This window comes from Streptomyces sp. 63XJN7_1_ISO-PGPR-S23-121 (assembly GCF_056173025.1).
The window spans coordinates 6,911,596-6,932,662 of record NZ_CM149653.1 but is presented as its reverse complement, the minus strand read 5'-3'; the positions used below and the strand labels follow the sequence as shown (position 1 = coordinate 6,932,662).

At 71.5% G+C, this 21,067-nt stretch carries 21 protein-coding genes; 14 read left to right on the top strand and 7 right to left on the bottom strand.

Annotation, left to right across the window (positions count from 1 at the left end; all coding sequences use genetic code 11):
- Position 1 precedes the first annotated feature (1 nt).
- Positions 2–1,414, bottom strand: a complete 1,413-nt coding sequence (locus tag AC0VYN_RS31085) for a tetratricopeptide repeat protein (protein ID WP_475533654.1) — start codon at positions 1,412–1,414, stop codon at positions 2–4.
- A gap of 92 nt (positions 1,415–1,506) precedes the next feature.
- Between AC0VYN_RS31085 and AC0VYN_RS31080 the strand changes: the two genes are divergently transcribed.
- From AC0VYN_RS31080 to AC0VYN_RS31070, 3 genes are all read left to right on the top strand, one after another.
- The gene (locus tag AC0VYN_RS31080; RefSeq protein WP_475533653.1) at positions 1,507–2,982 is read left to right on the top strand and encodes an FAD-binding oxidoreductase; all 1,476 of its coding nucleotides are present in this window, start codon (positions 1,507–1,509) and stop codon (positions 2,980–2,982) included.
- Between the two features lie 137 nt (positions 2,983–3,119).
- Positions 3,120–4,781, top strand: coding sequence for an RDD family protein (locus AC0VYN_RS31075; protein ID WP_475533652.1), 1,662 nt, complete (start codon positions 3,120–3,122; stop codon positions 4,779–4,781).
- Positions 4,782–5,041: 260 nt separating this feature from the next.
- Positions 5,042–5,731: an RDD family protein gene (locus AC0VYN_RS31070; RefSeq protein WP_475533651.1), complete on the top strand. Its 690-nt coding sequence runs from the start codon at positions 5,042–5,044 to the stop codon at positions 5,729–5,731.
- 18 nt (positions 5,732–5,749) lie between these two features.
- Here AC0VYN_RS31070 and AC0VYN_RS31065 read toward each other — a convergent pair whose 3' ends face one another.
- Positions 5,750–6,031, bottom strand: a complete 282-nt coding sequence (locus tag AC0VYN_RS31065) for a hypothetical protein (protein WP_475533650.1) — start codon at positions 6,029–6,031, stop codon at positions 5,750–5,752.
- 397 nt (positions 6,032–6,428) lie between these two features.
- Between AC0VYN_RS31065 and AC0VYN_RS31060 the strand changes: the two genes are divergently transcribed.
- Together AC0VYN_RS31060 and AC0VYN_RS31055 are read left to right on the top strand one after the other, a co-directional pair.
- The gene (locus AC0VYN_RS31060) at positions 6,429–8,780 is read left to right on the top strand and encodes an immune inhibitor A domain-containing protein (RefSeq protein WP_475533649.1); all 2,352 of its coding nucleotides are present in this window, start codon (positions 6,429–6,431) and stop codon (positions 8,778–8,780) included.
- A gap of 134 nt (positions 8,781–8,914) precedes the next feature.
- Positions 8,915–9,238: a hypothetical protein gene (locus AC0VYN_RS31055; RefSeq protein ID WP_385461425.1), complete on the top strand. Its 324-nt coding sequence runs from the start codon at positions 8,915–8,917 to the stop codon at positions 9,236–9,238.
- 10 nt (positions 9,239–9,248) lie between these two features.
- Here AC0VYN_RS31055 and AC0VYN_RS31050 read toward each other — a convergent pair whose 3' ends face one another.
- Together AC0VYN_RS31050 and AC0VYN_RS31045 are read right to left on the bottom strand one after the other, a co-directional pair.
- A complete protein-coding gene (locus tag AC0VYN_RS31050; RefSeq protein ID WP_451688185.1) occupies positions 9,249–9,836 on the bottom strand; it encodes a nicotinamidase in 588 nt (195 codons plus the stop codon).
- A 96-nt stretch (positions 9,837–9,932) separates the two neighbouring features.
- A complete protein-coding gene (locus AC0VYN_RS31045) occupies positions 9,933–11,279 on the bottom strand; it encodes a nicotinate phosphoribosyltransferase (protein ID WP_475533648.1) in 1,347 nt (448 codons plus the stop codon).
- A gap of 180 nt (positions 11,280–11,459) precedes the next feature.
- On the opposite strand from AC0VYN_RS31045, the gene clpS reads away from it, so the two are divergent.
- The 7 genes from clpS (at position 11,460) to AC0VYN_RS31010 (ending at position 16,232) form a co-directional block, all read left to right on the top strand.
- Positions 11,460–11,777: an ATP-dependent Clp protease adapter ClpS gene (gene clpS / locus AC0VYN_RS31040; protein WP_385461416.1), complete on the top strand. Its 318-nt coding sequence runs from the start codon at positions 11,460–11,462 to the stop codon at positions 11,775–11,777.
- A 41-nt stretch (positions 11,778–11,818) separates the two neighbouring features.
- Complete coding sequence (locus AC0VYN_RS31035) at positions 11,819–12,427, top strand: DUF2017 domain-containing protein (protein WP_475533647.1); 609 nt, start codon at positions 11,819–11,821, stop codon at positions 12,425–12,427.
- Positions 12,428–12,779: 352 nt separating this feature from the next.
- The gene (locus AC0VYN_RS31030; protein WP_475533646.1) at positions 12,780–14,207 is read left to right on the top strand and encodes an amino acid permease; all 1,428 of its coding nucleotides are present in this window, start codon (positions 12,780–12,782) and stop codon (positions 14,205–14,207) included.
- 83 nt (positions 14,208–14,290) lie between these two features.
- Complete coding sequence (locus AC0VYN_RS31025) at positions 14,291–14,713, top strand: M67 family metallopeptidase (RefSeq protein WP_475533645.1); 423 nt, start codon at positions 14,291–14,293, stop codon at positions 14,711–14,713.
- Positions 14,714–14,792: 79 nt separating this feature from the next.
- The gene (locus AC0VYN_RS31020) at positions 14,793–14,888 is read left to right on the top strand and encodes a putative leader peptide (protein WP_475533644.1); all 96 of its coding nucleotides are present in this window, start codon (positions 14,793–14,795) and stop codon (positions 14,886–14,888) included.
- A 100-nt stretch (positions 14,889–14,988) separates the two neighbouring features.
- Entirely contained in the window at positions 14,989–15,276 is a 288-nt protein-coding gene (locus AC0VYN_RS31015; RefSeq protein ID WP_475533643.1) for a MoaD/ThiS family protein, read from the top strand.
- A 5-nt stretch (positions 15,277–15,281) separates the two neighbouring features.
- On the top strand, positions 15,282–16,232 hold the full coding sequence (locus tag AC0VYN_RS31010; RefSeq protein ID WP_475533642.1) for a PLP-dependent cysteine synthase family protein: 951 nt from the start codon (positions 15,282–15,284) through the stop codon (positions 16,230–16,232).
- Positions 16,233–16,236: 4 nt separating this feature from the next.
- Here the strand turns inward: AC0VYN_RS31010 and AC0VYN_RS31005 are convergent, their stop codons facing one another.
- The gene (locus AC0VYN_RS31005; protein ID WP_475533641.1) at positions 16,237–16,695 is read right to left on the bottom strand and encodes a type II toxin-antitoxin system PemK/MazF family toxin; all 459 of its coding nucleotides are present in this window, start codon (positions 16,693–16,695) and stop codon (positions 16,237–16,239) included.
- Positions 16,696–16,898: 203 nt separating this feature from the next.
- Between AC0VYN_RS31005 and AC0VYN_RS31000 the strand changes: the two genes are divergently transcribed.
- Positions 16,899–17,651 carry an MBL fold metallo-hydrolase gene (locus AC0VYN_RS31000; RefSeq protein ID WP_475533640.1) on the top strand — a complete coding sequence of 251 codons (753 nt, stop codon included), beginning with the start codon at positions 16,899–16,901 and terminating at the stop codon, positions 17,649–17,651.
- Between the two features lie 68 nt (positions 17,652–17,719).
- On the opposite strand, the gene AC0VYN_RS30995 is transcribed toward AC0VYN_RS31000, so the two are convergent.
- Together AC0VYN_RS30995 and AC0VYN_RS30990 are read right to left on the bottom strand one after the other, a co-directional pair.
- Positions 17,720–18,985 carry a PTS transporter subunit EIIC gene (locus tag AC0VYN_RS30995; protein WP_475533639.1) on the bottom strand — a complete coding sequence of 422 codons (1,266 nt, stop codon included), beginning with the start codon at positions 18,983–18,985 and terminating at the stop codon, positions 17,720–17,722.
- A 264-nt stretch (positions 18,986–19,249) separates the two neighbouring features.
- Positions 19,250–20,545, bottom strand: a complete 1,296-nt coding sequence (locus AC0VYN_RS30990) for a PTS transporter subunit EIIC (protein WP_475533638.1) — start codon at positions 20,543–20,545, stop codon at positions 19,250–19,252.
- Positions 20,546–20,751: 206 nt separating this feature from the next.
- On the opposite strand from AC0VYN_RS30990, the gene AC0VYN_RS30985 reads away from it, so the two are divergent.
- A complete protein-coding gene (locus tag AC0VYN_RS30985; protein WP_217144073.1) occupies positions 20,752–20,985 on the top strand; it encodes a PTS sugar transporter subunit IIB in 234 nt (77 codons plus the stop codon).
- The last annotated feature ends 82 nt before the right edge of the window (positions 20,986–21,067 follow it).

The following is a 21,067-nucleotide window of genomic DNA, read 5'->3' as shown; positions in this document are numbered from 1 at the left end:
GCTACCCGGGCGGGTCCTCCAGGGAGGGCTCGCCCAGGTCCGCCAGCGCCCGCCGCGCCTCGGGAGCGCCCAGCGGGGAGAAGTACGGATTGATCATCAGCGCCTCCCGGAGGTGCCGCCGCGCGGGACCGTACTGCTCCAGCGCCCGCTCGATCATCCCCCGGTGGAACATGTGCGGGGCGCTGCGTACCCCGCCGCCCTGCTCGCCGTCCGTCGCGATCTCCGCGAACCGCAGCGCCTCGTCGTGCCCACCGGTCCGGTACAGCGCCCAGCCCAGCGCGTCGGCGACCGCGATCCCCGGCTGCCGCCGCCACTCGGCCCGCAGCCCCTCCACCGCCGCCTCCGGGTCCCCGTGGTCCGCCTCGAACCGGCCCACCACCAGCTCCTCGTCCGCCCCGGCCTCCTCGGCGTCCCGCACCCGCTCCCGCAGCAGGCCGTACCGCTCCCGTGCCGCCCGCGTCAGCCCCAGCGACTGGTACAGCTCGCCCAGCTCCAGCGCGTACCGCGGGCACGGCCGCTCGGCCAGCGCCGTCCGGTAGGCGGCCAGCGCCTCCGTCGTCCGCCCCAGCGCCGCCAGCGCCCTGGCCTCGCCGGCCCGCGCGGCCCGCTCGCCGGGGTCGGTGCGCAGCGCCTCCCGGAAGTACCGCAGCGCCTCTTCGCGGTCCCCGCGCTCGAACGCCAGCCGGCCGGCCTGCTCCAGGTACGCCGCCCGCTCAGCCGGCGCCGTGGCCGCGGCCGCCGCGTCGGAGACCTGCGCCGCCGCGTCCTCCCGCCAGCCCCGGTCCCGGTAGACGGCGGCGGCCCGCGCCCGCACGGCGGGCAGGCCCGGGCGCAGCCTCCGCATCCGGTCCAGGGCCCGCCCCACGGCCTCGTGGTCGCCGAGCCCGGTGTACGCCTCGACCAGCACCGCGTGCGCCGTCCACCGCTTCGGCGCCAGCCCCACCGCGCTCTCGCCCCACTTCCTCGCCGCGGGGAAGTCCCGCCGCTCCACCGCGAGCGCCGCCAGCGACTCCAGGGCCTGCGCGTTGCCGCGCGCCCCCACCCGCAGCGAGGTACGCAGCGCCTCCTCGGCCTTCGGCCAGTTCGCGGCGTCCGCGGTCCGTCGGCCCCGCTCCACGTAAGCCGCGCCCAGCACCGCCCACGACGGCCCGTCCAGGGGATGCGCCCGCAGATGCCTCTCCCGGTCGCCGATCAGCGCCGCCAGGTCCCCCAGCGATGCCGGCGTCCCACCGGTGACCGCGCCCCGCGCCAGCGCCGCCGGGCCCGGCGCGGGTGGGGGAGCGGAGCCCCGTCCGTCCGGCAGCAGCACCAGCGCCCCGCCGAGGACCGCGCAGCCCGCGGCCGAGGCGATCAGCACCCGGTGCGCGCGCCACCCCCGCGGGCCCGGCCGGGCGCTCGACGTCTGGATGTCCATGGCGCTCACTGTGCGTCAGTACGACGAGCACACCCGGGCAGGCGAAGGGTGCCGTCGACGGGGTTCACACCGATGGCCCCGGGTGCGACGCTGTGATCATGAGCCGTATCGAAGCGCCTCGCGACGAAGACGACGCAGCCACGGCGGTCTCCGGCACCCTCGTCGACCGGCTGCTCGCCGGGCTGCCCGCCGAGGCCGTCCTCACCGACCCCGACGTCACCGCCTCGTACGCCAACGACATGGCGAGCTTCTGCCCGGCCGGCGCCCCCGCCGTGGTCGTCCTGCCGCGCACCGTGGAGCACGTCCAGCACGTCATGCGCACCGCCACCGCGCTGCGCGTCCCCGTCGTCCCCCAGGGCGCCCGCACCGGCCTGTCCGGCGGGGCCAACGCCACCGACGGCTGCGTGGTCCTCTCGCTGACCAGGATGGACGCCATCCTGGAGATCAACCCCGTCGACCGCGTCGCCGTCGTCGAACCGGGCGTCGTCAACGCGGCGCTGTCGCGCGCGGTCGGAGAGCACGGGCTGTACTACCCGCCCGACCCCTCCAGCTGGGAGACGTGCACGATCGGCGGCAACATCGGCACCGCCTCCGGCGGCCTGTGCTGCGTCAAGTACGGGGTGACCGCCGAGTACGTCCTCGGCCTGGACGTCGTCCTCGCCGACGGCCGCCTGATGTCCACCGGCCGCCGCACGGCCAAGGGCGTCGCCGGGTACGACCTCACCCGCCTGTTCGTCGGCTCCGAGGGCTCCCTCGGCATCGTCGTACGGGCCGTCCTCGCGCTGCGGCCCAAGCCGCCCGAGCAGCTGGTGCTGGCCGCCGAGTTCCCCTCCGCGTCCGCCGCCTGCGACGCGATCTGCCGGATCATGAGAACAGAAGGGCGCGCAGCGCATCCGCGGAAGGGTGGTGGCGGGCGACGGGAGGGCGGGCACGTTCCGTCGCTCCTCGAACTGATGGACCGTACGACCGTCAAGGCGGTCAACGATCTCGCCCACATGGGTCTGCCGGAGACGACCGAGGCGCTCCTGCTCGCCGCCTTCGACACCGCCGACCCGGCCGCCGACCTCGCCGCCGTCGGCGCGCTGTGCGAGGCCGCCGGTGCCACCCAGGTGGTCCTCGCCGACGACGCGGCCGAGTCCGAACTCCTCCTCCAGGCCCGGCGCCTGTCCCTCACGGCCCTGGAGGCGGTGAAGGGCACGACCATGATCGACGACGTGTGCGTGCCGCGCTCCCGGCTCGGCGACATGCTGGAGGGCATCGAGCGCGTCGCCGCCAAGTACGGCCTGACCATCGGGGTCTGCGCCCACGCGGGCGACGGCAACACCCACCCCACGGTCTGCTTCGACGCGCGGGACCCCGACGAGTCCCGGCGCGCCCGCGAGTCCTTCGACGAGATCATGGCCCTCGGCCTGGAGCTCGGCGGCACCATCACCGGCGAGCACGGCGTGGGCGTCCTGAAGAAGGAGTGGCTGGCCCGCGAGATCGGCCCGGTGGGACTGGAGATGCAGCGGGCCGTCAAGCAGGTCTTCGACCCGCTCGGCATCCTCAACCCGGGCAAGCTCTTCTGACCTCCTCCGTGTGAAGGTCCGCGCACGGGATTGCCCGGAAAGGGGCCGGTACGGCGGGACCGGCCGTGCGGGTTGCGCCCGTCTGATAGATGTGGAGGCCCGCAAATCAACCCCCGAGCAGATACGGGACGACGGACATGAGCGCCCCAACCCCGGCCCCCGGCGACGACAGGCCCCGCGAAGGGTATTACCCGGACCCGTCCATTCCTGGATACGTCCGGTACTGGAACGGTGCCTCCTGGGTGGCCGGCACCAGCCGGCCGGCGCCCAAGGACGGCGAGCCGCTCGCGCCGCCGCCCGGCGTGCGGCCCGCGGCGCCCGCGGCGGCCTCCGTGGAGGAGACCGGGCCGCACTTCTTCGACGAGGACCCGGTCGAGGAGCCGCCCGCCGCCGCGTCGCAGCACGGCAGCCGTCCGGAGCCCGCCTCGGCCTGGGGCGCCGACCCCGCGGCGGGGCCGGGAAGCGGGAGCGTCGCGTGGCCCCACGCACAGGGAGCCGACCCGAGGGTGCCGCACGCGCGCACCGGCGGAGACGCGGCCACGGGGCCCGCCGGCGACGGCTCCGGTCCCGCACCCGCCGGGCCCGGCGCGACGACGCCCGCCGCATCGACGCCCACCGGTCCGGCGCCCGGGGCACAGGCCGGACCGGCCGGCGCCGGAGCCGGGTACGGGGACCCGGCTGCCGCGGCGGCCGACGGGGCTTCGGCCGCCGCGGCGTACGGCGTCCCGGACGCCCGCCGGCCCGCCGGCGACGGCTCCGCCGACGGCCGTTCCGACGCCCCGTCCGCACCCGTCGACGCGGGCAGCACCTTCGTCTTCCGCCGCCCGGTGGCCGGGCCGCAGGCCGCACCGGCTGCCGACGCGCCGGGGGGCGACGAGGGCACCATCACCTTCCGCGCGGTCACCCCGCGCCCGGCGGCGCCCGGCACCCCGGACGCCCCCGGCGCCTCACCCGCCACGGGCGGTCTTGGCTTCGCCGCCGGAAGGGCCGCCGCCGCCCGGGCCGCCGTCCAGGGCACGGCGGACCCGCAGCCGGCCCCCACGGCCGCCCCGACGGCCCCCTCCGGACCGCAGCGGGCCGGAGGGCCGGCCGGGCCCGGCGTCCCCCGGCAGACCGCCGCGCCCCAGCCCGCCCAGCAGCCCGCCCAGCCTCAGTACGCCGCCTCGCCCCCGGTCGCCGTCGGCCCCGGGGGCGGGCAGTCCTCCTGGCCGCAGCAGGTGCACCGGCTCGCCGGCGCCGGCGGGGACGAGGGGCCCGTCGCGCCCTGGAAGCCGCCGGTCGACGACGTGTTCCAGGCGGCGGCCCGGCGCCAGGCATCGGCCCGCCCCGCCGGGCTCGGCAAGCGGCTGGCCGCCCGGCTGATCGACACCGTCCTCCTGGCGGGCGTGACCGCCGTGGCCGCCGTACCCCTCGGCACCAAGGCGCTGGACCACGTCAACGACAAGATCGACGCGGCCAAGCTCTCCGGCGAGACCGTCACCGTGTGGCTGCTCGACGGCACGACGGCCACGTACCTGGGCATCGTGCTGGCCGTCCTGCTGCTCCTCGGCGTCGTCTACGAGGCGCTGCCCACCGCCAAGTGGGGCCGCACCCTGGGCAAGAAGCTGCTGGGCCTCGAGGTGCGGGACATCGAGGCCCACGAGCCCCCGTCCTTCGGGGCCGCGCTGCGCCGCTGGCTGGTCTACGGGGTCCCCGGCCTCCTGGTGGTCGGAGTGGTGGGCGTCGCGTGGTGCCTCTTCGACCGTCCGTGGCACCAGTGCTGGCACGACAAGGCGGCCGGCACGTTCGTCGCGGGCTAGCTTGCCGGGCGGAGGCCGTGGGGCTCCCGTCTCGCGGTCGGGTGCGGGTGCGTTGTGGTTGCTCGCGCAGTTCCCCGCGCCCCTTCGGGGCACGTCCACTGAACGGCCCCTGAAAGGGGCGCGGGGAACTGCGCGACCAGCCACACACCACCCGCACCGCCGACGAAACCCGCACCCCCGTCCACCGAACGTCGCACCCCCGTCCACCGGACGGCCCCTCGGCGGATGCGCCGTAAAAGGGTCCGAGGTCCACTCGGGACATGAGCAGCGAACCGCCCCACGGCCCCGGCGGGCAGCCGCCCGAGGACGACCCGTTCAGGAAGCCTCCCCCGCCCCACGGACCGGGCCAGGGTCCGGGCGCGGGCTCGCCGTACGACAACCCGCCGCCGTACGGGGGCGGCGAGCCGCCGCCCTCCGGTGGAGGCGGACCTTACGGCGGCGGCGGTCCCTACGGCGGTGACCCGTACGGCGGCGGCTCCTACCCCTCCGACCCGCTGGCCGGCATGCCGCCGCTCGCGGACAGCGGCCGGCGTACGCTCGCCCGCATCATCGACATGATCCTCGTGGGCATCGTGGTCTGGCTGCTGAGCTGGGCCTTCAACGTCCAGGAGTACCAGGTCAACGGCGACGACGCCTCGGTCGGCAAATCCTTCGGGCAGTCCCTGATCGCCGCCGTGCTCTACGTCGCCTACGACACCTACTGGATCTCCCGCACCGGCCAGACGCTCGGCAAGAGGTGGCTCGGGATGCGGGTGGCCAACCTGGACAACGGCGCCACGCCCTCCGTGCAGACGTCGCTGATCCGCGCGCTCGTGCTGTGGATCCCGTTCGCGTTCTGCTGCGCCTGTGTGTGGACGATCATCGCGGGCGGCTGGAGCTTCTTCGACAAGCCCTACAAACAGGGCCTGCACGACAAGGCGGCCAAGACCGTGGTGGTCAGCGCCCGTTGAGGGACGCCGGGCCCGTGGTCAGGCGGCCCGGCCCCGCGACTCGCCGGCCGTCGCGTGGATCCTGGAGGCGGTCCGCGCCGGTTCGCCGGTCGCGGCGGGCCGTACGGCGGCCACCGGGCGGGTCCTCGGCTGCGGGACCGTCATGGCGACCAGCAACCCGAGGGCGAGGGCGGCGACGGCGACGACGGCGACTCCCGGACCCGAACTAGTCCGTGACAGCAGCAGCATGGCGAGCGTCGAGACGATCACGGTGCACGAACCGTAGGCGAACTGGGCGGCGGTCGGACGGGGCATGGCCATCGTGTCCTCGGAAGGCAATCTGTGGGTAGAACCGGCTGTCAGCCTGGTTTTCCGCCGACCTCCGGGCGTTCCGCCAGACGACTCTAACGGGCTGTGTGCCCGAGTGGAACAAATAGTAAGCGTGACCTAACCGACAGGGCAGATGCACGGGGGGCGCACGGATTCATGGTGTCGGACACGGGACCCCTCCCACGCGCCCGCGGGCCGTGGCCGGTGTCCGCAAAGCGAACGGCGACTCCGCATAGTGCACTTGTTCTGCTCAAGTCAAGGTCTGTCTTTTCCCGCGAACCTCTAGTCAAATGTCGTCACTTGAATACACGCGTTGAGCACGTGTGCGCGGACTTTGCCATGCCCTGGTCCCCCGATCCGCGCGCGTGGACGCGGGGGAGGAACTCAAGTGACCAGTAGATCCTGGACGTTCAGAACGGCGGCCACCGCCGTCGCGCTCGCTGCGGCGGGCGCCACGCTCTCCACCGCCACCGTGGCGTACGCGGACGTACCCGTCCGCCCGGCGGCCTCGGAGGGCAACGACCCGCACCCGGCCACGGGCGTGGACTCGCACGACCTCGACGGCCCGCTCAGCAAGACCCAGGAGGCGCAGCGTCAGGAGGCGCTGAACCAGGTCATCGCGGGCAAGGCCTCGGTCAGGAAGAAGGACGGCTCCAATGTCGTCCAGCTCAAGAGCAAGAAGGGCGACGCCAAGTACGTCGAGCTGGGCCGGGAGAAGACCGACAAGATCTTCACCATCCTGGTCGAGTTCGGCGACAAGGTCGACAGCCGCTACGGCGGCGACGCCGGCCCGCTGCACAACCAGATAGCCAAGCCGAACCGCAAGAAGGACAACTCCACGGCCTGGCAGGAGGACTACGACCAGCAGCACTACCAGGACCTGTACTTCGGTTCCGGCAGCGGCGTCAACTCCGTCAAGACGTACTACGAGAAGCAGTCCTCGGGCCGCTACTCGGTCGACGGCGAGGTGTCCGACTGGGTCAAGGTCCCGTACAACGAGGCCCGGTACGGCAACAACGCCTGCGGCGACACCAACTGCCCGAGCGTGTGGAACGTCGTCAGCGACGGTCTGAACGCCTGGGTCGCCCAGCAGAAGGCGGCCGGCCGCACCGACGCCCAGATCCAGGCCGACGTCGCCCGCTTCGACCAGTGGGACCGTTACGACTTCGACGGCGACGGCGACTTCAACGAGCCCGACGGCTACATCGACCACTTCCAGATCGTGCACGCCGGCGAGGACGAGTCCGCGGGCGGCGGCGTCCAGGGCACCGACGCGATCTGGGCCCACCGCTGGTACGCCTTCGGCACCGACGCCGGCGCCACCGGCCCGGCGCAGAACCGGCTCGGCGGCGCCCAGATCGGCAGCACCGGCATCTGGGTCGGCGACTACACCATCCAGCCGGAGAACGGCGGACTCGGCGTCTACGCCCACGAGTACGGCCACGACCTCGGTCTGCCGGACCTCTACGACACCGCCGGCGGCGACAACTCCACCGGCTTCTGGACGCTGATGTCGTCCGGCTCGTGGCTCGGCACCGGCCGCAACGAGATCGGCGACCTGCCCGGCGACATGAACGCCTGGGACAAGCTCCAGCTGGGCTGGCTGAACTACGACACCGCCAAGGCGGGCGTCAACTCCTGGCACAAGCTGGGCCTGGCCGAGTACAACACCAAGCACAAGCAGGGCCTGGTCGTCGAGCTGCCGAAGAAGGCGGTCACCACCGAGATCGTTCCCCCCGCCCAGGGCCAGACCCAGTGGTGGAGCGGCAGCGGTGACGACCTCAAGAACACGCTGACCCGCAGCGTCGACCTGACCGGCAAGACGTCGGCCGCCCTGTCCCTCGACGCCTGGTACGACATCGAGGCCAACTACGACTACCTCTACGCCGAGGTGTCCACCGACGGCGGCGCCAACTGGACGGCCCTCGACGGCACGTTCGACGGCCGGCCGATCGAGCGCGACGGCAGTGACAAGCCCGCGCTGAGCGCCTCCGTCGACGCCTACGGCAAGCTCGTCTACCCGCTGGACGCGTACGCCGGCAAGAAGTTCGACCTGCGCTTCCGCTACCAGACCGACGGTGGTCTGGCGATGAAGGGCTTCGCCGCCGACGAGATCACGCTGACGGCCGACGGCGCCGTCGTCTTCACGGACGACGTCGAGACGGCGGACGCCGCGTGGACCGCCAACGGCTTCACCCGGCAGGGCGCGTCCTTCACCAAGGACTACGCGCAGTACTACATCGCCGAGAACCGGCAGTACGTGTCGTACGACAAGACGCTGCAGACCGGTCCGTACAACTTCGGCTTCACGGAGCGTCCGGACTGGGTGGAGCACTACCCGTACCAGAACGGCCTGCTGATCTGGAAGTGGGACACCTCCCAGGCGGACAACAACACCAGCCAGCACCCCGGTACCGGCCTGGTCCTGCCCATCGACTCGCACCCGACCGCGATGAAGTGGAAGGACGGCACCCTGATGCGCAACCGCATCCAGGCGTACGACTCGCCGTTCAGCCTGTACCGCACGGACGCCATCACGCTGCACAAGGCGGACGTGGCGAAGTACTTCCCGGGCTCGAAGGGCGTCTCGGTCTTCAACGACCGCAAGAACACCTACTACGACCCGGCGAACCCGACCGGCGGTGTCAAGATCACTGACACCAACACGCAGGTCAAGATCCTCAAGGAGGCCAAGGACGGCTCGACGATCGAGCTCGAGGTGGGCTCCGCAGGTAGGTAAGTAGCATCTGCGCAGGTCAGCGCGTGATCGGCGGCGACCCCCTGGCGGGTCGTCGCCGATCCGTGTTTAGGTGCGTCCTGTGGCTCGCTTATTGACACCGGAACCCGCACCGACCGACACGGGGGTATGACCGCATGGCCGCAGGAGGCTTCTGCAAGCTGCCGAACGGCACCGTGGTGGTGGCGCTGAACCTGCCCAGCCCCGCCGCCGAGGGCAACGTCCGCGTCCTCGTCCACGCCCGCAACCGGGCGCGCGCCCTGACCAGGCTGCGCAATCTGGGGCTGCGCGCGGTCTACCTGCGGGGCAACGCGGCACCGCCCACCCCGGACGAGATCACGGCGGTCCTGCACCACCCCGACGGCCTCATATGGCGCACGGCCCCCGTCGGCGGGGCCCTCGTCCAGGAGCTGTGGCACCCGATCCGGGCCCTGCTCGGGCGCCCGGCGGCACAGACCTAGGACGGGCGGCCTACTGGACGACCGGCTTCCCCGACAGCTCCACGCCCGCCGCCCGCAGCTCCTCCAGCGCCCGCTCGGTCGTCCGCGGGGCGACTCCGGCGGTCAGGTCGAGCAGCACCTGCGTACGGAAGCCCTCCCGGGCGGCGTCCAGGGCGGTGGCCCGGACGCAGTGGTCCGTGGCGATGCCGACGACGTCGACCTCATCGATCTGCCGGTCCCGCAGCCAGTCGGCGAGCGACGTGCCGTTCTCGTCGGCGCCCTCGAAGCCGCTGTAGGCCGCCGAGTACGCCCCCTTGTCGAAGACGGCGTCGATGGCGCCGGACGCGACGGCGGGGGCGAAGTTCGGGTGGAAGCCCACGCCCTCGGTGCCGGCGACGCAGTGCGCCGGCCAGGAGTGGACGTAGTCGGGGTTGTCGGCGAAGTGGCCGCCGGGCGCTATGTGGTGGTCCCGGGTGGCCACGACGTGGCGGTAGCCGGCGGGCGCCTGCCCGATCAGCTCGGTGATGGCGGCGGCCACGTCGGCACCGCCGGTCACCGCGAGACTGCCTCCCTCGCAGAAGTCGTTCTGCACGTCTACGACGATCAGGGCGCGGCGCATGGGCGGTGTCCTTCGACTGGGTCGACTACGGGGTCGGCGGGGGCAGGGGGGACGTGGTCGGACGGGTGGTGCGGGCCTTGTCGCGTCGCACCAGCATTAGCTACCCGAGCCCTCGTGGACGTACTCCGTCGGAATGACCGGTTCCCCCCGGGAGAGCTGAGTGGCGGACAGCGGCAGGTTGGCGCGCGCGGCGGCGTGCCGGTCCCGGGCGACGTCCAGCGGCTCGCGGGCGACGACCTCGCCGCCCTTGACGAGCTGGACCAGCAGCTGCCGGTCGGCCAGGCCGGCGGGGACCGGACCGGTGCCGACGACCTCGGCCTCGGCGTGGCCGGCGGAGTCCAGGCGCCGGGCGGCCCACTTGCGGCCGCCGATCGAGGTCTTGCCGCCGCTGGACTTCTTGGCCACCGGCACCAGCGGCGCCCCGGCGTCGCCGGACTCCGCACGGGCGACCAGCTTGTAGACCATGGAGGCCGTGGGGTGCCCGGACCCGGTCACGAGCTGGGTGCCGACGCCGTAGGCGTCCACGGGCGCCGCCGCCAGCGAGGCGATGGCGTACTCGTCCAGGTCGGAGGTGACGACGATCTTCGTCCCGGTGGCGCCCAGCTCGTCGAGCTGCTGCCGCACCCGGTGCGCGACCAGCAGCAGGTCGCCCGAGTCGATGCGCACGGCGCCCAGTCCGGGCCCGGCCACCTCCACGGCCGTGCGGACGGCCTCGGCGACGTCGTAGGTGTCCACGAGCAGCGTGGTGTCACCGCCGAGGGCGTCCACCTGTGCCCGGAAGGCGTCGCGCTCGGTGTCGTGCAGCAGGGTGAAGGCGTGGGCGGAGGTGCCGACGGTGGGGATGTTGTAGCGGAAGCCGGCGGCCAGGTCGGAGGTGGTCGCGAAACCGCCGACGTAGGCGGAGCGGGCGGCGGCCACCGCGGCCAGCTCGTGGGTGCGGCGGGCGCCCATCTCGATCAGCGGCCGGTCACCGGCGGCCGAGGCCATGCGGGAGGCGGCGGCGGCGATCGCCGAGTCGTGGTTGAGGATGGACAGGAGCACCGTCTCCAGCAGCACGCACTCGCCGAAGGTGCCCTCGACCCGCATGATCGGCGAGCCGGGGAAGTACACCTCGCCCTCCGGGTAGCCCCAGATGTCGCCGCTGAAGCGGTAGTCGGCGAGCCAGTCCAGGGTCGCGTCGTCGACGATGTCCTTCTCGCGCAGGAAGCGCAGGACACCGGCGTCGAAGCGGAAGTTCTCCACCGCGTCCAGCACCCGGCCGGTGCCCGCCACGACGCCGTAGCGGCGCCCGTTCGGCAGTCGCCTGGTGAAGACCTCGAACACGCTCCGCCGCCCCGCCGTGCCCGCCTCCAGGGCGGCCCGGAGCATGGTCAGCTCGTACTGGTCCGTGAAGAGCGCCGTGGAGGGCACGTCCACCGGCAGCCCAAGGTCCCCTACGTCCACCGAACTCTCCTAGCTGTGACTTTCCGGGCGTCCCCGGGCAGGCCGGGGCTCCGGGGAAGGTCCCCGGGCGGGTTTCAGTACGACGACAGATGCTACCCCCATTTCGTCAGTCTGACGATTTGGGGTCGCGCGGCGCGGCCCGCGGGCCCGTTTGTGCGGGTGCCCCCCTGTGGTGGCAGCATGGGCTCTGTGACGGCAGCCGCACCCATGGAGATCGAGAAGACCGAGCCGGCGGAGGAGGTCTTCGCCGTACCCGAGCCCGACGTGCCCTGGGTGACGATCGTGCACAACGACCCCGTCAACCTCATGAGCTATGTGACCTACGTCTTCCAGGCGTACTTCGGCTATTCGAAGGACAAGGCCACCAAGCTCATGCTCGACGTCCACCACAAGGGCCGGGCGGTCGTCTCCAGCGGCAGCCGCGAGGAGATGGAACGGGACGTGCAGGCCATGCACGGCTACGGCCTGTGGGCCACTCTCCAGCAGGACCGGAAATGACCGACGCCCGCCCGCAGGACGGAAGCAGCTGAATCACCTCCATGCCCGGACAGTTCGAACCGCTCCCCGGCGGCGGCGCGGCCGTCGCCCTCGACGACGTCGAGATCTCCATCATCCGTTCGCTGGCGGTCCAGCTCCTGGAGCTGATCGGCCCCGGCCCCGCCGAGAACGCCTCCGACGACCCGCTCGCGGAGCTCTTCGCCGAGGGCCCCAGCGAGCCGCCCTCCGACCCGGTGCTGCGCCGCCTGTTCCCGGACGCCTACGGGGATCCCGAGGAGACGCCGCAGGCCCGGGAGGCCGAGGAGCGGCGGGCGCACTCCGCCGAGTTCCGCCGCTACACCGAGAACGACCTGCGCGCCGGCAAGCGTGAGAACGCGCTGGCGGTGATCCGCGCCCTGGACGCCCTGGCGTCCGAGTCGGCGGGCGAGGACGGCGCGGTGCTGAAGCTGTCGCCGGACGAGTCCCGGCAGTGGCTGGGTGCCCTGAACGACCTGCGCCTGGCGATCGGCTCCCGGCTGGAGATCGCCGACGAGGACGACTCCGACCTCCTCTTCCGGCTCCCCGACGAGGACCCGCGCAAGCCGATGGTCATGGCGTACCTGTGGCTCGGCGGGCTCCAGGAGACGCTCGTCGCGACCCTTATGCCCTGATCCGTCCCGGTCGGTGAGGCTCATCTGTCCGCTCAGCGGAGCCTCAAATCCGGATAACGATCGCGTCAAACCCGCGCCCTTCTTTGCACCCTCCGGCGTCCTTTTGTCCGCTTCTGCCTGTGGGACACGTCACAGGCGCCCCCTGTGATCAGTGCTGCGGCCGTGGTAAATCTTCACGACCGCCCGGCGAACACCACCCGAATGTTCGGCCGGGTGCGCCACCGAGCCGGCGGACCGCCGGCCAGGCACGAGCGGTACGCGAGGCCCGCTCAGCTCCATCATCCGGGGGGATCGAGACCCGATCCGCGGCCGACGACAGGCCCGGGTCGGCATGGAGAAAGGCGCACCACACATGACCTCTGCGCAGGTCGACACGGAGAAGGCCCCCGAAGAGGGATACGAGCGCGGGCTCGGCAGCCGTCAGGTCCAGATGATCGCCATCGGCGGCGCCATCGGCGTCGGCCTCTTCCTGGGAGCCGGGGCCAACATCGCCAAGGCCGGCCCCAGCATCATCCTCATGTACGCCATCGCGGGCGTGGTCATCTTCTTCATCATGCGGGCGCTCGGCGAGCTCCTGCTCTACCGACCCGTCTCGGGCTCCTTCGCCGAGTACTCGCGCGAGTTCCTCGGCCCCTTCTTCGGCTACTTCACCGGCTGGACGTACTGGCTGATGTGGGTGGTCACCGGCATGGCGGAGCTCACCGCCGCCGCCATCTACATCCACTACTGGTTCCCGGACATCCCGCAGTGGGTCTCCGCCCTGGTCTTCCTGGTCGTGCTGTTCGCGGCCAACCTGATCTCGGTGAAGCTCTTCGGCGAGATCGAGTTCTGGTTCTCGATGGTGAAGGTCACCGCGATCATCGGCATGATCGTGATCGGCGTCGGCGTGCTCACCCTCGGCTTCAGCCAGGCCGGCGACACCGCCGCCGTCTCCAACCTGTGGGAGTTCGACGGCTTCTTCCCCAAGGGCATCGGCTCGTCCCTGATGACCCTCCAGGGCGTCATGTTCGCCTACCTCGCCGTCGAGCTGGTCGGCGTCACCGCCGGTGAGTCGGAGAACCCCGAGAAGACCCTGCCCAAGGCGATCAACACCCTGCCGTGGCGCATCGCGCTGTTCTACGTCGGCGCCCTCACCGTCATCCTGGCCGTCGTGAAGTGGACCGAGTTCGCCGAGGGTGTCAGCCCCTTCGTCAAGGCGTTCGCGGTCATCGGCATCCCGGCCGGCGCAGGCATCGTCAACTTCGTCGTGCTCACCGCCGCCCTGTCCTCCTGCAACTCCGGCATGTACTCCACGGGCCGGATGCTGCGCACCCTCGCGGACAACGGCGAGGCGCCCAGGGTCTTCAGCCGGCTGTCGTCGACCAAGACCCCGGCGTTCGGCATCACGGTCTCCGTCTTCTTCATGGGCATCGGCGTGGTGCTGAACTACATCGTCCCGGAGAAGGCCTTCGGCTACGTCACCTCCGTCGCCACCGCCGCCGGCATCTGGACCTGGCTGATGATCCTGGTCAGCCACGTCCTCTACCGCCGCCACGTGGTCGCGGGGCGGCTGCCCGCCTCCTCCTTCCCGGCACCGGGCGGCTCGGTCTTCTCCTACGTCGCCATCGCCTTCCTGCTCTTCGTCACCGGCCTGATCGCCTACGACGCCGACTCGCGGATCTGCCTGTACGTGATGGCGGGCTGGGCCGCCGCCCTGGGCATCGGCTGGTTCGTGCTCAAGGCCCGCAACCCGCGGATCACCGACCGCCGCGGCGAGCCGGAGTTTGAGAAGATCGGCTGACCTCTCCTCCCCGGATGTCCGGCATATGGGCCGATCCGTACCACCCACCGGTACGGATCGGCCCTTCTGCTTATGCTGGCCGCATGCTGACCATCACCCAGGCCCTGTACGACCAGATCGTCGCCCACGCGCGCGAGGACCACCCCGACGAGGCGTGCGGCGTGGTGGCCGGTCCCGTGGGCGCCGGCCGCGCGGAGCGGTTCATCCCCATGCTCAACGCCGCCCGCTCGCCCACCTTCTACGAGTTCGACTCGCAGGACCTGCTCAAGCTCTACCGGGAGATGGACGACCGCGACGAGGAGCCGGTGGTCATCTACCACTCCCACACGGCCACCGAGGCGTACCCCTCCCGCACCGACATCACCTACGCCAACGAACCCGGCGCCCACTACGTCCTCGTCTCCACCGCGGACACCGACGGCGCGGGCGACTTCCAGTTCCGCTCGTTCCGGATCCTGGAAGGGGAGGTCACGGAGGAGGAGGTCAAGGTGGTGGAGGCGTACTGATCTCGTATCGCGGATGAAAAACGTCCGGAGGATGAGATCACACTCCGGGGGCCGGACCGGGAATCGATACGATGAGTTCATGGTTCTTCTCGACGTGAGCGAAAAGCCGCCGGGCACGCTGCTCGTGGCGCGGCTGCACGTCGACCTGTGCAGGCTGAACAGCGCCATCTGTTGATCGTCCGCTGCCGCCGTCCGGCCGTGAGCCGCGGCGGGCCGCCGCGTGCCGCAGCGCGCCCCACCGAACCCACGACACCTTCCGACAGGAGCCCTCAGCCATGGCCATCGAGGTCCGTATCCCGACCATCCTCCGCCAGTACACCGACGGCCAGAAGGCGGTGGAGGGCAACGGGGACACCCTCACCGAGCTCTTCGCCGACCTCGAGACCCGGCACACGGGCATTCAGGACCGACTCATCGACAAGGCGAACGGCGACCAGCTGCGCCGCTTCGTCAACGTCTACCTGAACGACGAGGACGTCCGCTTCCTCGACGGCGTCAACACCAAGCTCGCCGACGGCGACAGCATCACGATCCTGCCGGCCGTCGCCGGCGGTATGGCCTGATCGGGATGCGGTACGACTCCCCGCTGGCCGCGGTGGGCAACACCCCCCTGGTGCGCCTGCCGCGGCTCTCGCCGTCCGACGACGTCCGCATCTGGGCCAAGCTGGAGGACCGCAACCCGACCGGTTCGATCAAGGACCGCCCCGCCCTGCACATGATCGAGCAGGCGGAGAAGGACGGCCGTCTCACCCCCGGGTGTACCATCCTCGAGCCCACCTCCGGCAACACCGGCATCTCGCTGGCCATGGCCGCCAGGCTCAAGGGCTACCGCATCGTCTGCGTGATGCCCGAGAACACCTCGCAGGAGCGCCGGGACCTCCTCGCCATGTGGGGCGCGGAGATCATCTCCTCCCCGGCCGCGGGCGGCTCCAACACCGCCGTGCGGGTCGCCAAGGAACTCTCCGCCGAGCACCCCGACTGGGTGATGCTCTACCAGTACGGCAACCCGGACAACGCCGGCGCCCACTACGCCGGCACCGGCCCCGAGATCCTCGCCGACCTGCCGTCGATCACCCACTTCGTGGCCGGCCTCGGCACCACCGGCACCCTCATGGGCGTCGGCCGCTACCTGCGCGAGCACAAGCCCGACGTCAGGATCGTCGCCGCCGAACCGCGCTACGACGACCTGGTCTACGGCCTGCGCAACCTCGACGAGGGCTTCGTGCCCGAGCTGTACGACGCCTCCGTGCTCACCACCCGCTTCTCGGTGGGCTCGGCCGACGCGGTCACCCGCACCCGCGAACTCCTCCAGCAGGAGGGCATCTTCGCGGGCGTCTCCACCGGTGCCGCCCTGCACGCCGCCATCGGCGTCGGCAGGAAGGCGGTCAAGGCGGGGGAGAGCGCGGACATCGTGTTCGTCGTCGCCGACGGCGGCTGGAAGTACCTCTCCACCGGCGTCTACACCGCCGCCACCACCGAAGAGGCCATCGAGACCCTCCACGGCCAGCTCTGGGCCTGACGTCTCACCGGGCGAGGTGCCGCACCTGGTCCCACAGGGCCGGGTCCACCTCGCCCACCCGGCGCCGGAAGTCCCCCACCGGGACCCGGCGCAGCTCGTCCGTCTCCAGGTAACTGGCCCGCCCCTGTCCGTCCCCGACCGAGCCGGGCGGCAGCGGGATCACCCCGGGGCGCCCCTCCCGGCGCCTGCTGGTGATCTTCGCGACCAGCACCTGCCGTCCGCGCACCGCGATCACCAGACAGGGCCGGTCCTTCGCGCCCCGGACGTCCTCGAAGGGCACGTTCGCCCACCAGATCTCCGCCGGCCGCGGCCGCACGGCCCGGTCGCGCGGGCCCCGGGGGCGTCCCGGCGGGCGCCGGCTGCCGACGGGCCGCCGCCGCCCCGGGCCCCAGCCGTCGACGACCGTGGCCACGAGCGCGAGAAGCACCACCGCGGCGAGGGCGAGCCACCAGGACGTGTCCATACCGCAGACGTTACCGGCGCGCGCCCGCACCGCGCGCCCCTCAGTGGCCCAAGGCGCCCCACTTCCAGCCGAACCGGTGACGGCACAGGTGAGTTCGCCCACAACGGCCCCTGGCGGAGGAGCGACCCGAGGTTTTGCGCCTTACGCTCGACGGACCGCACGACCCCCGTCTCTCCATACCCGCCAGCGGAGGTTTCTGCTTCATGAAGCTCACCGTCGTCGGCTGCTCGGGGTCGTTCCCGTCCGCGGAATCGGCCTGCTCGAGCTACCTCGTCGAGGCCGACGGCTTCCGGCTGCTCCTCGACATGGGCAACGGCGCCCTGGGCGAGCTGCAGCGCCACTGCGGTCTCTACGACCTCGACGCGATCTTCCTCAGCCACCTGCACGCCGACCACTGCATCGACATGTGCGCCTACTTCGTGGCGCGCTACTACCGGCACGACGGCGGCCGCTGCGATCCCCTCCCCGTCTACGGACCCGAGGGCACCGAGCACCGGCTCACCACCGCCTACGCCGACACTCCCTCCGCCTCGTCCATGAGCGAGGTCTTCGACTTCCACACGGTCAAGCCGTCCACCTTCGAGGTCGGCCCCTTCACCGTGCACACCGAGCGCGTCGCCCACCCCGTCGAGGCCTACGCCGTCCGCGTGGAGCACGGCGGCCGGTCGCTGACGTACTCGGGCGACACCGGCGTCACCCCCGTGCTGGACCAACTCGCCCGGGACGCCGACCTGTTCCTGTGCGAGGCCGCCTTCACGCACGGCAAGGAGGACATCCCCGACCTGCACCTCAACGGGCGCGAGGCGGGGGAGAGCGCGAGCCGGGCCGGTGCCCGCCGCCTGGTCCTCACCCACATCCCGCCGTGGACCGACCCGCAGGTGAACCTGGCCGACGCCCGCGAGGTCTACGACGGCCCGGTGGACGTGGCGGCGCCGGGCGCGGTGTACCGGATCTGACGTACGAGAACGGCGGCGGGGCCCGGTCACCTGGACCGGGCCCCGCCGCCGTGTGAGGTGCGTGCGGGCTACCTGCCCTCTGCCTTCTGCAGCTCGGCTATTTCCTCGTCCGACTCCCGGCCGGGCGTCGGCAGGTTGAACTTGGTGATCGCGAACCGGAAGACCACGTAGTAGACGGCTGCGAAGCACAGGCCGACCAGGGCCAGGCCCCACGGGTTGTTCGCGATGCCCAGGTTCAGGAAGAAGTCGACCGCGCCGGCCGAGAACCCGAAGCCGTCCTTCATGCCCAGCGCCCAGGTCAGCGCCATCGAGACACCGGTGAGGACCGCGTGGATGGCGTACAGCACTGGCGCGATGAACATGAAGGTGAACTCGATCGGCTCGGTCACGCCGGTGACGAACGAGGTGAGCGCGAGCGAGAACATCATGCCGCCGACAACCTTGCGGCGCTCGGGGCGGGCACAGTGCACGATCGCCAGGCAGGCGGCCGGCAGCGCGAACATCATGATCGGGAAGAAGCCGGTCATGAACTGGCCCGCGGTCGGGTCGCCGGCCAGGAAGCGGGCGATGTCGCCGCTCTTGCCCTCGTACGAGCCTGCCTGGAACCACGGGAAGGAGTTGAGCAGGTGGTGCATGCCGATCGGGATCAGCGCACGGTTGGCGACCCCGAAGATGCCCGCGCCGACGGCACCCGAGCCGACCAGCCACTCGCCGAAGCCGTGCAGGGCAGTGCCGAGCACCGGCCAGATGTAGCCGAAGACGATGCCGAGGATCAGGCCCGCGAAGGCCGACAGGATCGGGACCAGCCGACGGCCGCCGAAGAAGCCCGCCCAGTCGGGCAGCTTGGTCCGGTAGAAGCGCTGGTAGAGCAGCGCCACCACGATGCCCATCACCACGCCGCCGAGGACCTTGGCGTCCACCGGCGCGTCCGTCATGACGACCTTGCCGTCGACGACCTGCGCCACCTGCGGCAGGTTCTTGTCGGTGAACGTGGCCAGCACGTTCTTGAACACCAGGTAGCCCACGACCGCCGCGAGGGCCGTCGAGCCGTCCGACTTCTTGGCGAAGCCGATGGCGATACCCACGGCGAACAGCAGCGCCATGTTGTCGAGGATGGCGTTGCCACCCGCCGCCATGAACCCGGCGATCTTCGTCAGGAACGTGGGGAACTCCGGACGGCCCAGCATGTCGGAGTTGCCGAGGCGCACCAGCAGGGCTGCGGCGGGCAGCACCGCGACCGGCAGCATCAGGCTGCGGCCGATGCGCTGCAGTACAGACATCACGCCGGCGCCCTTCTTCTTCTCGGCCGCGGGCGCGGCACTGGGCGTGGTCACAACATCCTCCAGGGGGGACAGGGCGCGCCGCCCGGTCGCACGGGAAGATAGGGGACGGCGTCCTCGCAGGTCTAAACCACTCAGTGGTGTAGACCTGTTGTAGCACGATGGAGGCCGCGTGAGGAACCCGCTCTTCCGCTACCGCGGCACTACGCGCAGTGCCGATCGAGCCGCCCAGGTCAGACCCCCGGAGAGCGCGTCGAAGGCCCCCGGACGAGAAGTCCGGGGGCCTTCGCGAGACCACGCACCCAGGATACGTGAGGTCTACACCTTGGTGACGTCCTCGACCTGGTCCTCCGCCTCGCGCCCCGGCGTCTTCAGGTCGAACTTCGTGATCGCGAACCGGAAGACCACGTAGTACACCGCCGCGAAGCACAGGCCGATCGGGATGATCAGCCACGGCCTGGTCGCCAGGTTCCAGTTGATGACGTAGTCGATCAGCCCCGCCGAGAAGCTGAACCCGTCGTGCACCCCCAGCCCCCACGTCACCGCCATCGACACCCCCGTCAGCACCGCGTGCACCGCGTACAGGGCCGGGGCGACGAACAGGAACGAGTACTCCAGCGGCTCGGTGATGCCCGTCACGAGCGACGTCAGCGCCACCGACAGCATCAGACCGCCGACCTCCTTGCGGCGGTGCGGCTTCGCGCAGTGCGTCATGGCCAGCGCCGCGGCCGGCAGCGCGAACATCATGATCGGGAAGAAGCCCGACGTGAACTGGCCCGCGTCCGGGTCGCCCGCGAGGAACATGTTGATGTCGCCGTGCACCACCGTGCCGTCCGGCTTCGTGAAACTGCCGAACTGGAACCACATCGGCACGTTCAGGAACTGGTGCAGCCCGATCACCAGCAGCGCCCGGTTCGCCAGCCCGAACACCCCCGCGCCCCACGCGCCGATCCCGTTCAGCCAGTCGCTGAAGCTCTCCAGCGCGTCACCGATGGGCGGCCACACCCACAGGCACAGCGCCGCGAACGCGATCGCCACGAACGCCATGATGATCGGCACCAGCCGCCGGCCGTTGAAGAAGCCCAGCCAGTCCACCAGCTTCGTCCGGTGGAACCGCTGCCAGAAGTACGCCGACAGCAGCCCCATCACGATCCCGCCGAACACCCCCGGGTTCTGGAAGACGAACGCCGTCACCGTGCCCGAACCGTCGGTCACCTGGCAGCCGACCTGCGTGATCGCCTTCGACCCCTCCGGACAGTCCTCCGGGAACTGCCGCAGCACGTTGAAGTAGACGAGGAACCCCGCCACCGCCGCCAGCGCCGTCGAACCGTCCGACTTCCTCGCCATCCCGATGGCCACGCCCACGCAGAACAGCAGCGGCAGCCCCAGCGAACCGTCGAGCAGGGCGCCGCCCGCGCCCGTCATCACCTTCGAGACGTCCGTCCACCCCAGGCCGTCGGCCCCGAACACGTCCGGCTGCCCCAGCCGGTTGAGAATGCCCGCGGCGGGCAGGACCGCGATCGGCAACTGGAGACTGCGGCCCATCTTCTGCAGGCCCTGGAACCCCTTGTTCCAGCGGGCGCGCGCAGGACCGACCGCGCTCTCGGCACTCATCCGGCCTCCATCCGGTCTGCGTCCGGCCGCCTGGAAGTCCCCTCGGGCGGGAGGCGGTTTGGCGGCCGTCCCCACAGTGGTGTAGACCAAATGAGACGGTTCCGCCGTCGTGACGCCATCATTCGGTACGCACCGTATGAACGCTCGCGAGGATGGGCCAACTGTGGGTTACTGCGACAAAGCGGTTCGGATCAGGGAGAAGGAACATGGCCAGCAAGGCTGAGAAGATCGTCGCCGGCCTCGGCGGCATCGAGAACATCGACGAGATCGAAGGCTGCATCACCCGCCTCCGCACCGAGGTCAACGACCCCGCCCTGGTCGACGACGCCGCCCTCAAGGCCGCCGGCGCCCATGGCGTCGTGAAGATGGGCACCGCCATCCAGGTCGTCATCGGCACCGACGCCGACCCGATCGCCGCGGAGATCGAAGACATGATGTGACCACCGGCCCACACCGGTGCACCGGCCAGGGGCCTTTCCCGCAGCGGTCCTCCCGCAGCGGGGAAGGCCCCTTCCGTATGGG